Genomic DNA, 14807 nt, shown 5'->3' with positions numbered 1-14807 from the left:
GTCGCGCGCACGTGCAGGCCCGGCCCAGTCCCGACCTCCCAGTCCGGCCCACGCCTATCACGCTCAAGCTTCCAGGAAGTCCTTGATTGCAAGGGAAAGCTCGGTTGTTGCTGTGAGCATCGGTAGGTGGCCCGTGGGGAGTGTTCGGGTGTATGCGGGGTTGAGGTTGGTGATGAACGTTTGTTGTAGGGGCTGGGGGAACTCTTTGTCTGCTGTGGTTTGGATGTAGGCGGTGTGAGTGGGGAAGTGGCGGGCGGGGACGGGGTCTCGGTAGAGGTGTTGGGATTCGGGCTTGAAGTCCGTGACGATGCGGTCGGCCTGGGCGGGGTCGACGCCGCCGGTCAAGCCTGTGCGGATGGCCTTTTCGGGGGGCTTGGTGCCAGCCAGGCGCATGGCGAGGCTGATGATCAGTTTGTTCGGGAACGGCAGGGCTTTGAGGAAGGACTGGCCGGGCCTGGGGAAGGAGGCGGCGATGCCGAGGAGGGCTTCGACTCGCTCGGGCGCCTGGGCCAGGAGTTGGCTGGCGACGACGCCGCCGATGGAGTGGGCGACGATGACGAATCGCCCGGGTGCCTCCGCCAAGACCTTGGTGGCGTAGTCCTGCAGCGTTCCCGTGCTGGGGTACGCGGCGACGGACGAGTCGGGGTGGGCGGCGCGGACGTCGTCCCAGATCCAGGCAGGGAGTCCGGCGCCGCTGAGGAACAGCAGAGGTGAGGTCATGCGACCAACCTATTCGCCAAGACCGACACTCTTCCCGGGCGAGGTGGCAGCCCTGGTGGTGTCGCTGAGTCCGCGCTGACGGGAATGCGGGAACTCCTGGCCGCCCTCGGCGTAGCTAGCTGACCCGTCAGATTCCCCGGGAACTATTCGCCGGAATTCCCTTACCAATGGTGAGCGACGCCATTCATCAGGGCTGGATCCCCCTTGCTGGCAAGGAGAAAACAAAGAGCAGGTCCCCACTCCACAATGGGGACCTGCTCCTTCTTGTCATCAGGGTAAATGCTTGACTCCGGTCGGCGGAAAACTCAGCTTTTCGATTCAAGATTCAGCAAGAAGCGTTTCGCGTCGAGTCCACCCGCATACCCGGTGAGCGCCCCGCTCGCCCCGATCACCCGGTGGCAGGGCAGTACGACGCACAACGGGTTCGCGCCCAGCGCAGTACCGACCGCGCGGGCCGCCTTCGGCCGGTCGATCTCACCGGCCAGCCGCCCGTACGTCGTAGTACGGCCGTAGCTGGTGTGGCTCGGCAGGTCGCTGAGCACGAGCCGCTGGAAAGGTGTGGCCAGCGCGAGGTCCACCTCCAGGTCGAACGTGTGCCGCCGTCCGTCGAGGTACTCGTCCAGTTGCCGGCGTACGTCGTCCAGCGCGGCGGGCTGGCGCAGTACTCGGGGGGAGATCGCGCGGGCCAGCCGGGTCGTCATGGTCTCCTCGTCGCCGAAGGAACTGGCCACGACCCGGCCTGCGGCGGTAGCGAGCAGAAGGGTGCCGATCGGGGTGTCGTGCAGGGCATAGGAGACGTCCGCGGCGGGCAGTACTGGTGGCCTGCCGGATGCGGAGGTGAGACGGCTGAGCCGGCTCTCGAGGTCATTCATGGTCAACTCCGAGTTTGTTGCGCAAGGTCGCGAGCGCATCGCTGACGAGTCGGCGGGATGCGGCGGGCGTGGTGTCCAGAGCGGCGGCCACGCCATGGTGGTCCAGGTCGCCGACGTATTTCAGCGTGACGGCAAAACGCTGCCGTTCGGGGAGTTCGTTGACCGCCTGCCAGAGGTCCGGATCCGGCCACTCGGCGGATTCCGGGCCGTCGACCGCGACGGGCAGGCTCTGGTCCAGCGGGCTCTGTGGCTTGCGGGCGCGGTGCAGATCCGTGGCACAGCGGGAGGTGATGGTCAGCAGCCAGCTGCGCAGGTTCTTTGCCGAGGTGAGGTTCGGGTAGGCGGCGAAGGCCTTCTCCCAGGCGCGTTGGGCGACGTCGTCGCCGTCGACCGGTCCGGCCAGTGCGCGCGCCAGCCTGGCCACGTCACGCCAGTGCTCGTCGACGAGCGCCTGGAACGGCGGCAGCGAGACCCTCTCCGAAACCATCACGCCAGTAGAACGCACGCCGCAAGCCAGATGTGAGGGCGACACCCGGCCGCGTCGCCGACACCCGACCGCGAAGTCGCCGACACCCGACCGCGAGGTCGTCGGCAACCCGGACGCGTGTCGTTCCAGCAGCCGGTCAATTTCGGACAGGTGTTCCGAATGACGAGATTGTCTAGTTCTTCAGTCGACTTTGATGAGAGAGTCGTTGACATGACGAAGACCTGGCAGCCTGCGAGCGGACCGGTGGCCCCGAGCCACCACCGCGTGCTGCCCGGTGACCTGCCGGTGCTGATCAGCCGTCTGCTGACCCGCCGCCGCGTGATCGACCAGATGCGCACGGCCAGCGCCACCTGTCGCTGATCACCCGCTGTCCCGGCGTGCCCCGTCAGGCGCCAGCTGGCCTCGAGCCGCCGCCATCACCCCCTGACAAGCCGATGCCCTAGAGGTCCGGCTGCCAACCCCACCCGTCCGGTCGCGGTGTCTTCGCCTGTCCGCTGCCGGTCGTCCCTGCCCCGTCCCGAGGGAGAGACATGTCCGTCCACGCGTTCAACCCTGCCCGAACGAGCCGCCCCGGCCTGACCGTCGTACCGGACCACGTCGAGGAGCGGGCGGTCGATGCCGACATCTTCCGTACCGTCTTCCGCCGGCACGCGGCCGGTGTCGTGGTGATCACCGCGGACTCGGGCCACGGCCCGGTCGGCTTCACCGCCACCTCGCTCGTGTCGGTCAGCCTGCTGCCGCCGCTGGTGTCGTTCTCGATCGCCACCACCGCGTCCAGCTGGCCGACCGTGCACCAGGCCGACAGCCTGGTGATCAACTTCCTCGACGCCGACCAGTACGCGATCGCCGGGGTGTTCGCCACCAGCGGCGTCGACCGGTTCGCCGAACCGACCCGCTGGTCCCGGCTGCGCACCGGTGAACCCGTGCTGGACGACGCCCCGAGCTACCTGCGGGCTCTGGTCGAGCACCGCTTCGCAGTCGCCGATCACCACATCGTCGTGGCCCGGCTTGCCACCCATGCCGAGCGCCGCGAGCACGAGCCGTTGCTGTACCACGACGGCCGCTACGCGACCACGCACCGGCCCGCCTGAACCCCTGTCTGGAAGAAGCTCATGCCCAAGAAGAAGTCCTTTCTCGTACTGGCCGCCGCCCTGTCGGCGCTGACCGTTCTGTCCGGCTGCGGCGGTGACGCCGAGGCCGGCGGCGGCCAGAAGCTCGCACTCGACGCGGCGCTGCCGACCGAAGTACCTGACGGCGTCAAGATCGTGGTCGGCGATCCGGCCACCCAGAAGGCCCTGGAGCTGTCGGGGCAGATCGACAAGGTCTCCAAGTTCGTCCAGTTCGCGAACCTCAGCGGTGGACCACAGACCACCGAGGCGTTCCGGGCGAAGGCGCTGGACCTCGGCTCGGTCGCGGAGATCCCGCCGATCCACGCCACCTGGACCGGCCTGCACGTGAAGATCGTGGCCTCCAAGTTCCGCCAGGACGCGATCAACCACCCGATCTACCAGCTCGGCGTCGCCCCCGGAGTACAGGTGAAGTCGCTGGCAGACCTGCGGGGCAAGAAGATCGCCTACAGCCCGGGCCAGGCGCAGGGCGCGCTCGTGCTCAAGGTGCTGAAGAAGGCCGGATTGACCAAGGACGACGTCAAGTTCGTCGAGCTTCCGAGCACCGGCGACGTCTACTCGAATGCGCTGGCCGCGAAGCAGGTCGAAGTCGCGCCGATCGGCGGTGTCCAGATCAAGCGGTACCTGACGAAGTACGGCAAGGACGGCGCCAGCACCATCCAGCACGGGATCAGGGACGACGCCGGCCACCTCTACGGTCCGACCGAGTCGCTCGAGGACGCCGGCAAGGCCGCCGCGATCAGGGCGTACGTCGCCGCCTGGGGTGTCGCCCAGGAGTGGATCGACAAGCACCCGAAGGAATGGATCGAGGGCTACTACGTCAAGGACCAGGGCCTCACCACCGCCGACGGCGAGTGGCTCGTCGAGAACGCCGGGCACCCGGACATCAGCGCTGACTGGAGCGAAGCGATCAAGCGGCAGCAGGAGACGATCGAGCTGCTCGCCAAGGAGACCGGCAACAAGGTGATCCAGGCCGCGGACCTCTACGACCTGCGCTTCCAGAGCGTGGCCTCCGACGCGATCAAGGCGGCAGCGAAATGACTCAACTGGCAACCCTCCCAGGGGTTCGCGCCGAGCGGGACCAGACCGCCGTCGCAGCTCCCGTACGCCGCCGGCGCCGGCTCGGGCCGGGCAAGCCGATCAAATTCGGCGCCGCGATCGGCCCGGTCCTGCTGCTGGTCGTGTGGAGCATCGGCTCCGCCACCGGCTGGCTCGATCCGCGAGTGCTCTCGGCGCCCTGGACCGTGGTCACCACGACCGGCGACCTGATCGCCGACGGCCGGCTCCAGTCGAACCTGCTGACGTCGGCCCAGCGAGCCTTCGTCGGCCTCGGCCTCGGTATCGCGCTCGGCACCGTCCTGGCCCTGCTGTCCGGCCTCAGCCGGTTAGGCGAGGCGGTCCTGGACGGCCCGATCCAGATCAAGCGGGCGATCCCGTCGCTCGCGCTGCTGCCGCTGCTGATCCTCTGGCTCGGCATCGGCGAATCGATGAAGATCACCACCATCACGCTGGGCGTCTTCGTACCGATCTACATCCACACCCACAACGGTCTGCGCACCATCGACAGCCGGTACGTCGAACTCGCCGAGACCGTCGGGTTGTCGCGCTGGGAGTTCATCCGCCGGGTGGTTCTGCCGGGCGCGCTGCCCGGGTTCCTGCTCGGTCTGCGGTTCGCGGTCACCGGCGCGTGGCTGGCGCTCGTGGTGGTCGAGCAGATCAACTCCACCAGTGGGATCGGCTACATGATGGAGCTGGCCCGCACCTACGGACAGACCGACATCATCATCGTCGGCCTGGTCCTCTACGGCGTCCTCGGCCTGCTGTCCGACGGAGCCGTCCGACTGATCCAGAGGAAGGCTTTGTCATGGCGACGCACGCTGGCGGACTGACTCTCGAGAAAACCGCCGTCGAGGTTCGCGGCCTGGTCCGGAAGTACGGCGAACGCGCGGTGCTCGATGGAGTTGACCTGACCATCCAGCCCGGGGAGTTCGTTGCCCTGCTGGGAAAGAGCGGCTCCGGCAAGAGCACGCTGCTGCGGGCGTTGGCCGGGCTCGACTACGACGTGGACGGCAGCGGCGAGCTCGCAGTACCAGCGAATGTGTCGGTGGTCTTCCAGGACTCGCGGTTGTTGCCGTGGGCCCGGGTGCTCGACAACGTCGTACTTGGGCTGCGGGCAGCTGACGAGCGTGGACGGGAGAGTCTGGCCGAGGTGGGACTGGCCGGGCGGGAGAGGGCTTGGCCGAACGAGTTGTCCGGCGGTGAGCAGCAGCGGGTCGCGTTGGCGCGGTCGCTCGTGCGGGAGCCGGCGTTGCTGCTGGCGGACGAGCCGTTCGGGGCGCTCGACGCGTTGACCCGGCTCAAGATGCACGTCCTGCTGCGCAAACTCTGCGCCGCGCACCAACCCGCGGTACTGCTGGTCACGCACGACGTCGACGAGTCGATCGTGCTGGCCGACCGGGTGATCGTCCTCGACGAGGGGCGGATCGTGGCCGAGGAGTCGATCGACCTCGCCGAGCCGCGCAGCCCTGCCGACCCCGGGTTCACCGCCGTCCGTTCCAGACTTCTAGACGCTTTGGGAGTGTCGCTGTGAGCCGTCACCTGCATCTGAACGCGTTCCTGATGAGCACCGGGCACCATGAGGCATCCTGGCGGCTGCCGGAGAGCAACCCGGTGGCGAACACGGACGTCGCGCACTACCAGAACCTGGCGCGGATCGCGGAGCGCGGTAAGTTCGACTCGGTCTTCTTCGCGGACTCGCCGGTGCTCATCGGCGACGTCGGCCGACGCCCGGCCGGATCACTCGAGCCGACCGTGCTACTGACGGCGATCGCGGCCGCCACGGAGAAGATCGGGCTGATCGCGACCGCCTCCACGACGTACAACGATCCGTTCAATCTGGCTCGCAGGTTCGCGAGCGTGGATCACGTGAGCGGTGGACGGGCCGGCTGGAACGTCGTCACCACGGCCGGGCCGGAGGCGGCGTTGAACTTCAACCTGGCCGACCAGCCCGCCCACGCGGAGCGGTACGACCGGGCGGCGGAGTTCCTCGAGGTCGCCTACCGGCTGTGGGACTCATGGGAGGACGACGCGACGCTGGCCGACAAGGAGTCCGGGGTCTGGGGCGACAACGCCAAGGTCCACCCGATCGATCACCTCGGGCGGCACTTCCAGGTCCGCGGGCCGCTGAACCTGCCGCGGTCTCCGCAGGGTCATCCGCTGATCGTCCAGGCGGGCTCCTCGGAGGACGGCAAGGGTTTGGCCGCTCGCTATGCCGAGGCCGTGTTCACGGCGCAACAGACGTTGGAGGATGCGCAGGCGTTCTATTCCGACCTGAAGGCGCGGACGGCCGCGCTTGGTCGGGATCCGTCGTCTTTGAAGATCCTTCCGGGCATCGTGCCGGTGATCGGTGGGACCGAGGAGGAGGCGTTGCGGCTGGAGCGGGAGCTGGATGAGCTGATCAGGCCCGAGTACGCGCGGCAACAACTGGCCAAGACGCTGCGGGTACGGCCGGAGGACCTGCCGTTCGACCAGCAGTTGCCGGCGGACCTGCCCGACGAGGACGAGATCGAGAGCGCGAAGAGCCGCTACACGCTGGTCGTCACCCTGGCCCGGCGGGAGAAGCTGACCGTGCGCCAGTTGATCGGCCGGCTCGGTGGTGGCCGCGGACACCGAACCTTCAGCGGTACGCCGGAACAGGTGGCCGACGCAATCGTCGAATGGTTCAACGCAGACGCCGCCGACGGCTTCAACATCATGCCCGCGGTACTACCTTCGGGCCTGGAGGCCTTCGCGGACCAGGTTGTCCCGATCCTCCAGCAACGCGGCCTGTTCCGCACGGACTACACAGGTACGACGTTGCGAGACCACTACGGCCTAGCCCGCCCACCGTCGCAGTACGAACAGCTGCAGCGGCTGGCCACGGTCTGAACCTAGACATCGGATAGCCGGCAGACCACCACAAACCCCGTTCATTCGGTTCTTTTCACCCGTCAGACCACGGTCGCCTGGACCGCAGGCCCGCACGATGGTGAAAAGGACCGAATGAACGGAAACCTGTACCACCGCTAGCGGACGCTGGCCTACCGAACCCGCACCACCAGCTTCCCAACCGCACCACCAGCCTCCATCACCCGATGCGCCTCCACGATCTCCTCGAACGCGAACACCCGATCCACCCGGATCGGAAGCTTGCCCTCAGCAACCAGATCCACATACCGCTGGAAGTCCGCCGCCGGCAGATCGCTGCTCTCCCCGCCGTACCCCGTCAACCGCACCCCGTTCGGCAGATACCCGATCGGATAGAAGTCCGGGATCGTCCACTGATCACTCAACATCCCTGTAAAACAAACGGTCCCATGCACCTTCGTACTCCGAAGGGTGTCCGGCAGCACGTTCGTCCCCACCAGTTCGAGCGCCGCATCCACCCCTTCCGGCACGATCTCCCGCACCTTCTCCGCAACGTTGCCATCATCAACCAACGGATGATCCACCCCGAGCCTCTGCAGCATCTCCACCCGCCCCGGATTCCGCGTGGTCGAGAACACCGTCAGCCCGAACTCCTTGGCCAGCACAGCCGCCGCCACCCCGACGGACGACGTACCGCCTCGCACAAGCAACGTTTGCCCCGGCTGGATCCCCAGCCCGGTGTGCAGCGACCCGTGCGCCGTCTGCAGCATCTCCGGCAACGCCCCGAGTGTCGCCCAGTCCAGGTCCGTCTGCACCGGCAACACCGAACTCACCGGCACCACCGTGTACTCCGCGTACCCGCCGTCGAACTCCCGCCCCATCCCACCCATCATCGCGACCACCTGCTGCCCGACGGCGAACTCCCCACCCGGCGCCAGATCCACCGTCCCCACCGCCTCGATCCCCGGCACGATCGGAAACCGGGCGTTGGTCGCCAACCCGGCCCGCAAGTGATACTCCGACCGATTCAGCCCGAACGCCTCAACCCGAATCCGAACCCACCCAGCCTCAACCCCAGGCACCCCCACCTCCCGGATCCGAAGCACCTCCGGCCCACCCGGCCCGTCCAACACCACAGCCCGCATAGTCGCTTCCACCCCCCAAGTCTCCGCCCCCCAACCCCAACCACCCACCCACGACACCGCCCACAACCCTCACCCACCCGCCGGCAACCCGCGCCTTGCTCCCACCGTCCCCGCGACACCCGCCCCCGCAGTACCTCGGCTGGTGAGCGCGTGGTCAGGCTGGGCGCCGCGGGCGGCGGAGGGGGGAGCGGGAGGGTTTGGGGGGTGGCGTGGGGAGCCTGGCTGGGCGGGGGGCGGCGAGGGTGTTGAGGGCTAGTTCGGGGCGGTCGCTGATGATCGCGTCGACGCCGATGTCCGCGCAGTGGAGTACGTCCTGCTCGGTGTTCACGGTCCAGACGTGTACCTGGTGGCCATGCTTGTGAGCGCGATCCACGAACTCCGGGTGGGCCGTGACGATCTCCAGGCTCGGCCCCGCGTACGAGACACCCGTCGGCAACGACCCGTCACGGAACCGCAGCGGTACCCGGTCCATCAGGAGCACCGTGCGCAGACCAGGTGCCATCACCCGCATCCGCCGCAGGGACAACCAGGAGAAGCTCATCACCCGGACCGGCGACTCCGACCCGATCTTCGGATGCGCCCACCCGAACCTGTCCAGCATCTCGATCAACCGCCGCTCGACCAGCCCGGCGTACCGCGTCGGGTGCTTCGTCTCGATCGCGAGCTCCAGCGGCCGGCCCGCATCGCGAACCGTCTCCAGCAGCCTTTCCAGCGTGAGCACCTTCAGCAGGTCCGGATCCGGCAGTTCGGCCTCGTCGTCGAGGTCGGCCCACGGCGTCTTCCACGAACCCCAATCGAAGCTGTCGAGCTCCTCCAACCGCATGGTCGACAACACCCCGCGGCCGTTCGAGGTCCGGTCGATCCGCCGGTCGTGCACGCAGACCAGGTGACCGTCAGCCGTCAGCCGGACGTCGCACTCGAGCCCGTCCGCTCCGGCCTCGACCGCCCGGCGGTACGCCGCCAGCGTGTGCTCCGGACTGACCTCACTAGCGCCACGGTGGGCCACCACGCTCGGGCGTTTCCCCATGAACCCAACTCTGGCACGCCCCCCACCGAACCCCTAAACCGGCCACGCCGCTCCCGGGAAAACGATTGCTACCAACCCTCTGTACTCCGGTACGCCGGGCCCGGGTCGAGCTCGGCAGGCCTCCGCAACCCTCCGCGCCAAGGCAAGCAACCAGGCATGCCCGGGATCTCCGCCGACAGCAGGCTGACCCGACCCGCGGAGCGTAAGCCGGATGAGCGCGCCGACCGGGGGTCAGCCAAGCGGGTGCTGAGCGGGCTCATCGGCATGCCTGGTAGGCCCGCAGGTTGGGATGGTTGCAGCGAGGCGGTCACTGGCGAGGTCGTGGACTCGGGCTCAAGTGGCCATGGCGTGGAGCAGGGCTGATGGACGAGAGGGCGGGGGCTGACTGAGGGGTTGACCAGCGTCGCTGGCGTTTCCCGGGTGGTGGGGGCTGACGTGCGGCGGCGTGGGGCGGGTTGGGCGTGGCGGCACGTCGCGGCTGACGGGACACGGTGGGCTAGGTGGGGGCGGTTTGGGGGTGGGCGAGGTGGGTGGTTCACGGGCGTGGTGAGGGGGAAGGCTGGGAGGGTGTTTGGGGGTGGGGAGGGTGGTTGCAGAGGGTTTTGGGGAGGGGGCCGGGGTGGTTGTTCTGTGTAGTTGGGTGAATGCGGGGGGTTATTTGCACGTTCAATTCCGTCGCTTTTGTCTCGGTTTCTTTGCTAAACGTGTGATCTTCCCCGGTGTGATGTAACGGAATTGCTGAGAGTGTTTTCAACGGGTTGATGCTGGGCAGAACTGCTAGTGCTGTTCCGATGACTGAGGAGACCCTGCTTGTCCTCTGCGACCTTGCCTGCCGACGTGAGCGTGATGGACGTCGTACTGCCGCACGAAGTGTCCGCGGTAGCGGATGCCCGCCGCCGTCTGGCCGGCTATCTGAAGCGGCATCGGGTCGCCGAAAATGCGTGCGATGACGCGCAATTGGTGCTCTCGGAACTGCTCTCCAATGCGATCCGGTACGCGCCGCCGCTGCCCGACGGTGAGGTACACGCGGCCTGGTGGATCGACAAGGCCGGCATCCACATCGAGGTGACCGACGGCTGCGGGGACACCGAGCCGCAGCGGATCAACGACCCGCACCCCGAGTCGATCGGCGGCCGTGGGCTGGCGATCGTGGAAATGCTCACCGTCGAGTGGACCGTACGCACCGCCGACAAGCGCCGCACCGTCCACGCCATCGTCCCCCGCTGACCTCCCCAACGCCATCGCCTCTCCCGGACCACGTGTTGACCTCAACCGTCGTCGTACCGCGCGGCGCTCCCGCGCCGTGGCCCGGCCCGGGATGTCCGTGGGTTGGGTGTGGTGGCGCGGTGCTGCAAGACTGCGGGCATGGGAAAGAAGTCGCGCAACCGCGCCAAGAACACCACGACCGTCACACTGGACCCGGCCGACCTGGTCGACGTCAGCCCGCGCGAGCCCTGCCCGTGCGGCTCCGGGAAGCGGTTCAAGCAGTGCCACGGCCGTGAGCAGGCGCAGGCCGCCGACGCTTTCGTGGTCCGGCCGTTCGAGGGACTGCCGGCCGAGTGCGACCTGATCGCCTTCCGTGAGATCGTCCCGGCCGGTACCGCCGAGGTGACGCTGACCGGTGAGCACAAGGGCAAGACGGTCAACCTGGTGACGCTGCTGCCGATGGCGATGCCGGGTCTGGTTCGCGACGACGAGACGATCTGGATCGGCCTGCAGACTCACGCGTCTTCGGGTGACCCGAGCCGCGACGTCGCCCATGCCATCACCGCCGCGCTGAACACCGAGCCGGGCAACCCGATCCAACTGGGCGACCTGCTCAAGGACGGTCCGCGCCTGCAGGATCTGATCGACACCTCCAAGCCGATCACCGTGAAGGTGCATGAGGGCTTCGACTACTGGGTCGGCGAGAACGTCGAGGATCCGACCGGTGAGGTCGCCGCCGGGCTCGAGCGGGCGAACGCCGCCGCTGCGCCGACGATCCGCCTGGAGTCGGTCGAGGCGGCGTACTGGACGCAGATCGGTGACCGCCGGTACCTGCGCTGGGTGATGCCCCACTCGGAGGACACTCTGCTCGACGCACTGGCGCGCCTCCACGCTGCCGGTTCGTCCGCACTCACCGACGGGAGCCGCCTGATCGGGTCGTTCCGTGCGCTGGGTGTGCTGGCTCCGGTCTGGGAGTTGCCGGCCGATGCGGAGGCCGCCGACCTGGAGAAGCCGGCTGCCGATTTCGCCGCGGCGCTCGACAAGGCGCTCGCGACCGAGGACGCGCTGACCACCGAGGAGCGGGCTGCTCGCGCGGGGCTGGCCAGCCGGCAGTTGACGATCCGCTAGGACCTGACATGACGAAGGGCCCGCGCTCGATGAGCGCGGGCCCTTCCACGTGGACGGCCCAAGTCCTGCTGACGGGGGAGCAACAGGGCCTGGGCCTAGGCATGAAGAGTACTCACAACCGGCCCTGACAACAACCCCCGATTTCACTCCGCGTGTCGCCGGGTTTACGTGCCTTGTCAGCTACCCGATCGTGATTGGTTCGCGTAGTACCGGGCAGGACATGCAGCGGGGTCCACCGCGGCCCGAGCCCAGCTCCGAACCGGAGATGCGGATGACCTCGATGCCGGACTCCTCCAGGCGCGCGTTGGTCTCGACGGTCCGCTCGTACGCGATGCAGACCCGTGGCGCCAGCGCCAACGTGTTGTTGCCGTCGTCCCATTGTTCGCGTTCGGCGGTGACCGGGTCGAGGCCCGTGTCGATCCTGCGCAGGGTGTCGATGCCGAGTGCCTTCGCGGCCGCGACCAGGAACGGCTCGGACTCCGCCACGTGCAGTTCTTCGCCATCCGTGGTGACCGCGAGCGCTCGCATCTCCTCGGCCATGTTCGGGTACATCAGCACGGCGTCGACGTCGACCATCGTGCACACGGTGTCGAGGTGCATGGTCGCCCGCTGCTGGGCGATCGGTACTGCGAGAACGGTGTGCGCCAGGTCCTTGGCGAACACGCGCCGCGCCAACCGCTCGACACCAGCAGGAGTGGTCCGCTCACCCACGCCGACAGCCAGTACTCCGGGGCCGAGCGCCAGCACATCGCCGCCCTCGACGTGCTCCAGCGTGTGGTCGTAAACCTTGTCCGCCCCGGAGAAGCGCGGGTGGAACTTGTAGATCAGCTCGGTCAACTGCGTCTCCCGGGCCCGCGCCGGCATCGCCAGCGACGTGACCGCGACCGAGTCACGGATCCACACGCTCGAGTCCCGCGTGAAGAGCAGGTTCGGCAGCGGGTCGATCAGGAAGTCCTCGTGGGCGAGCAGCGACGTCACCAGACCACCGGCCCGTACTTCGTCGTTCCGCACGCCGGCCATCAACGCCTCCGCGAGCTGCTCCGGGTCGAGCGCCGCCAACGCGGTGCGCAGATAGTCGCGGAGGCTGTCGCCGAGGCGCAGGTCCTCGGTGGTGCCGGAGACGGCCGAAGCGCGCGCGGCGGGATCGCCCAGAGCCTCGCTGAGGAGTTGTCCGAGGTAGAGCACCTCGACATTCCGGTCGCGGAGAGCCTGCGCGAACGCATCGTGCTCGTCCTGAGCCCGCCCGACCCAGGGGATGCCGTCGAACAGCAGTTTGTCGTTGTTCCGCGGAGTCAGTCGCCGCAGTTCGTTGCCGGGACGGTGCAGCATCACCGTCCGCAGCGGCCCGACCTCGCTGTCGACGCCATACGCCTCAGTCATGCGCCTGCCCTCTCGTCCCGATCCGGTCGTCCCACCCAAGCTACGGCAGCACCGCCGCCGACGCGGGGAACTGCCCTGATTCTGTCTGATTGTCCGACAATTTTGCCGAAGCTCCAACTCGACCGCCCGGCGCCTGCCCAGGTCGCGGTACGGGATCGGCCGGGGGTGGGCGCAGATCGGCCACGTGGCCGATGTTCCACGGCGAGGTCTCCGACAGGATTGTGGTCAAGAGGACGCCGGAAAGGGCGTTTCGACCAGGAGGAACAGAAATGACCAACGGAAACGCCCGCACGGTGACCGGCAACATCATGCTTTCGCTCGACGGTCGCGTGAATGGCCCTGGTGGTGACTACGACATGAGCTGGATCGTGCCGCACGCGATCACCGAGGGCGCCCGGGACCACATGACCCGGGTGACGAGCCCCGCCACCACGGCGTTGCTCGGACGCAAGAACTACGAGGGGTTCGGCGGCTTCTGGCCGGCGGTCGCGGACGACGAGAACGCGGCGCCGCAGGACCGGGCCTTCTCGCGGTGGCTGAACTCCACGGAGAAGGTGGTCTTCTCCTCGACCCTGAAGGACACGCCGTGGCAGAACTCCCGGATCGTCGACGGCGACCCGGCGGCCGCGGTGAAGCAGTTGCGGGCCGAGGAAGGTGGCGACATGGTCGTCCTCGCCAGCGGCAGCGTGATCAAGGCATTGCTCGCGGCCGACGAGCTCGACCGGCTCAGCATCACCTTGGCCCCTGAACTGGTCGGTGGCGGCGAACGCCTCTTCGAGGACGGCATCCCGGCCACGTCCTGGAAGCTCGTCTCCTCGGCTCCCACCGAGTCCGGCGCGTTGTGCCTGCTCTACGACCGCGTCCGCTCCTGATGCGCTCATGACTTCTCCTTTCGGTCCTGCCAGAGAAGATGCCGCGATCGGCTCCGGCAGGACCGGAGTTGTCCACAGGCCGCGCACCCGATCGTTCGAAAGAACGAGATATCCCCAGGTGACGGGTGCGGAGGGGTGGATTCGGCTGGGGAACAACTAGGCTGCGGTGCTGTGTCCGGTTCAGATCTGCCCCCCGTCGAGCCCTTCGAGAGATCCGTTGCGTGCGTGATCCCGGCGAAGGACGAGGTCGAGCGGATCGCCGCGACAGTGGACGCGGTGCACAAGATCGCCGGGGTCGACCTGGTCGTCGTCGTGGACGACGGCTCCACGGACGGGACGTCGGCAGCGGCCGAGCGGGCCGGGGCAGTCGTCGTGCGGCACGAGCGGAACAAGGGGAAGGCAGCGGCGATGGAGACCGGGGCGGCGGCTGTTGCCGAGCGCGACGGCGCCCGCGCGCGTCATCTGTTGTTCGTCGATGCCGACCTGACCGACTCGGCGACCGGTGCCGAGCCGCTGATCGAGCCGGTGATGTCCGGCCGGGCCGACATGACCATCGGCACTCTCCCGGCCCAGGTGCGTGCGGACGGTAGCAAGGCCGGCGGCCACGGATTCGTGGTGAGGCTGGCCCGGGAGGGGATCGAGCAGGCGACCGGTTGGGCGCCCGAGCAGCCGCTGTCCGGCCAGCGTTGCCTCACCCGGGACGCGTTCGACGCAGCTGTTCCGCTGGCGAGCGGATTCGGTGTCGAGACCGCCCTGAGCATCGACCTCGGCCGGAAGGGTTTCCGGATCCTCGAGGTGCCGATCGACGTCCGGCACCGTGCGACCGGCACGGACCTGCGCGGCCAGTTGCACCGCGGTCGTCAGTTCCTGCACGTACGCCGCGCCCTCGCCGCCCGGAGTGCGCTTCCGTCCCGAAAGCCCGGCCGATGAGTGCCGA

The 14807-nt window shown here is 68.1% G+C and carries 16 protein-coding genes; 10 read left to right on the top strand and 6 right to left on the bottom strand.

Going from position 1 to position 14807, the window contains the following annotated elements; all coding sequences use genetic code 11:
- Positions 1 to 63: 63 nt before the first annotated feature.
- The 3 genes from EV644_RS09535 to EV644_RS09525 all read right to left on the bottom strand — a co-directional run bounded on the left by EV644_RS09535 (position 64) and on the right by EV644_RS09525 (position 2079).
- Positions 64 to 720 (bottom strand): alpha/beta fold hydrolase, encoded by a 657-nt coding sequence (locus EV644_RS09535; RefSeq protein ID WP_132190089.1) that lies wholly within the window; start codon positions 718 to 720, stop codon positions 64 to 66.
- A 305-nt stretch (positions 721 to 1025) separates the two neighbouring features.
- Positions 1026 to 1592, bottom strand: a complete 567-nt coding sequence (locus tag EV644_RS09530; protein ID WP_132190090.1) for a methylated-DNA--[protein]-cysteine S-methyltransferase — start codon at positions 1590 to 1592, stop codon at positions 1026 to 1028.
- The gene (locus tag EV644_RS09525; protein WP_132190091.1) at positions 1585 to 2079 is read right to left on the bottom strand and encodes an RNA polymerase sigma factor; all 495 of its coding nucleotides are present in this window, start codon (positions 2077 to 2079) and stop codon (positions 1585 to 1587) included. The genes EV644_RS09530 and EV644_RS09525 overlap by 8 nt, the downstream gene beginning before the upstream one ends.
- 210 nt (positions 2080 to 2289) lie before the next feature.
- On the opposite strand from EV644_RS09525, the gene EV644_RS44440 reads away from it, so the two are divergent.
- From EV644_RS44440 to EV644_RS09500, 6 genes are all read left to right on the top strand, one after another.
- Entirely contained in the window at positions 2290 to 2439 is a 150-nt protein-coding gene (locus tag EV644_RS44440) for a hypothetical protein (protein WP_158292775.1), read from the top strand.
- 170 nt (positions 2440 to 2609) lie between these two features.
- Positions 2610 to 3170, top strand: a complete 561-nt coding sequence (locus tag EV644_RS09520) for a flavin reductase family protein (protein ID WP_132190092.1) — start codon at positions 2610 to 2612, stop codon at positions 3168 to 3170.
- A gap of 21 nt (positions 3171 to 3191) precedes the next feature.
- Complete coding sequence (locus EV644_RS09515) at positions 3192 to 4247, top strand: ABC transporter substrate-binding protein (protein WP_132190093.1); 1056 nt, start codon at positions 3192 to 3194, stop codon at positions 4245 to 4247.
- Positions 4244 to 5095, top strand: coding sequence for an ABC transporter permease (locus EV644_RS09510; RefSeq protein WP_132190094.1), 852 nt, complete (start codon positions 4244 to 4246; stop codon positions 5093 to 5095). Before EV644_RS09515 ends, EV644_RS09510 begins: the two co-directional genes overlap by 4 nt.
- Entirely contained in the window at positions 5071 to 5796 is a 726-nt protein-coding gene (locus EV644_RS09505) for an ABC transporter ATP-binding protein (protein ID WP_132190095.1), read from the top strand. The genes EV644_RS09510 and EV644_RS09505 overlap by 25 nt, the downstream gene beginning before the upstream one ends.
- Complete coding sequence (locus EV644_RS09500; RefSeq protein WP_206751497.1) at positions 5793 to 7133, top strand: LLM class flavin-dependent oxidoreductase; 1341 nt, start codon at positions 5793 to 5795, stop codon at positions 7131 to 7133. Before EV644_RS09505 ends, EV644_RS09500 begins: the two co-directional genes overlap by 4 nt.
- 152 nt (positions 7134 to 7285) lie before the next feature.
- Here EV644_RS09500 and EV644_RS09495 read toward each other — a convergent pair whose 3' ends face one another.
- Together EV644_RS09495 and EV644_RS09490 are read right to left on the bottom strand one after the other, a co-directional pair.
- Positions 7286 to 8257, bottom strand: a complete 972-nt coding sequence (locus EV644_RS09495) for a zinc-binding alcohol dehydrogenase family protein (protein ID WP_255511336.1) — start codon at positions 8255 to 8257, stop codon at positions 7286 to 7288.
- A 154-nt stretch (positions 8258 to 8411) separates the two neighbouring features.
- The gene (locus EV644_RS09490) at positions 8412 to 9284 is read right to left on the bottom strand and encodes a glycerophosphodiester phosphodiesterase (protein WP_132190097.1); all 873 of its coding nucleotides are present in this window, start codon (positions 9282 to 9284) and stop codon (positions 8412 to 8414) included.
- An 810-nt stretch (positions 9285 to 10094) separates the two neighbouring features.
- On the opposite strand from EV644_RS09490, the gene EV644_RS09485 reads away from it, so the two are divergent.
- Together EV644_RS09485 and EV644_RS09480 are read left to right on the top strand one after the other, a co-directional pair.
- Positions 10095 to 10511, top strand: a complete 417-nt coding sequence (locus tag EV644_RS09485) for an ATP-binding protein (RefSeq protein WP_132190098.1) — start codon at positions 10095 to 10097, stop codon at positions 10509 to 10511.
- A gap of 138 nt (positions 10512 to 10649) precedes the next feature.
- On the top strand, positions 10650 to 11618 hold the full coding sequence (locus EV644_RS09480; RefSeq protein ID WP_132190099.1) for a DUF5926 family protein: 969 nt from the start codon (positions 10650 to 10652) through the stop codon (positions 11616 to 11618).
- Between the two features lie 180 nt (positions 11619 to 11798).
- On the opposite strand, the gene EV644_RS09475 is transcribed toward EV644_RS09480, so the two are convergent.
- Positions 11799 to 12998, bottom strand: coding sequence for an arginine deiminase (locus EV644_RS09475; protein WP_132190100.1), 1200 nt, complete (start codon positions 12996 to 12998; stop codon positions 11799 to 11801).
- A 269-nt stretch (positions 12999 to 13267) separates the two neighbouring features.
- Here EV644_RS09475 and EV644_RS09470 point away from each other — a divergent pair, with 269 nt between their 5' ends.
- Both EV644_RS09470 and EV644_RS09465 read left to right on the top strand, forming a co-directional pair.
- Positions 13268 to 13870, top strand: coding sequence for a dihydrofolate reductase family protein (locus tag EV644_RS09470; protein WP_132190101.1), 603 nt, complete (start codon positions 13268 to 13270; stop codon positions 13868 to 13870).
- A gap of 225 nt (positions 13871 to 14095) precedes the next feature.
- On the top strand, positions 14096 to 14800 hold the full coding sequence (locus EV644_RS09465) for a glycosyltransferase (protein WP_241998473.1): 705 nt from the start codon (positions 14096 to 14098) through the stop codon (positions 14798 to 14800).
- Positions 14801 to 14807: the final 7 nt, after the last annotated feature.

Source organism: Kribbella orskensis (assembly GCF_004342085.1).
Taxonomy (GTDB): Bacteria; Actinomycetota; Actinomycetes; order Propionibacteriales; family Kribbellaceae; genus Kribbella; species Kribbella orskensis.
Note: the sequence above shows the minus strand (reverse complement) of the source record. Positions and strands in the feature narration are given on the sequence as shown.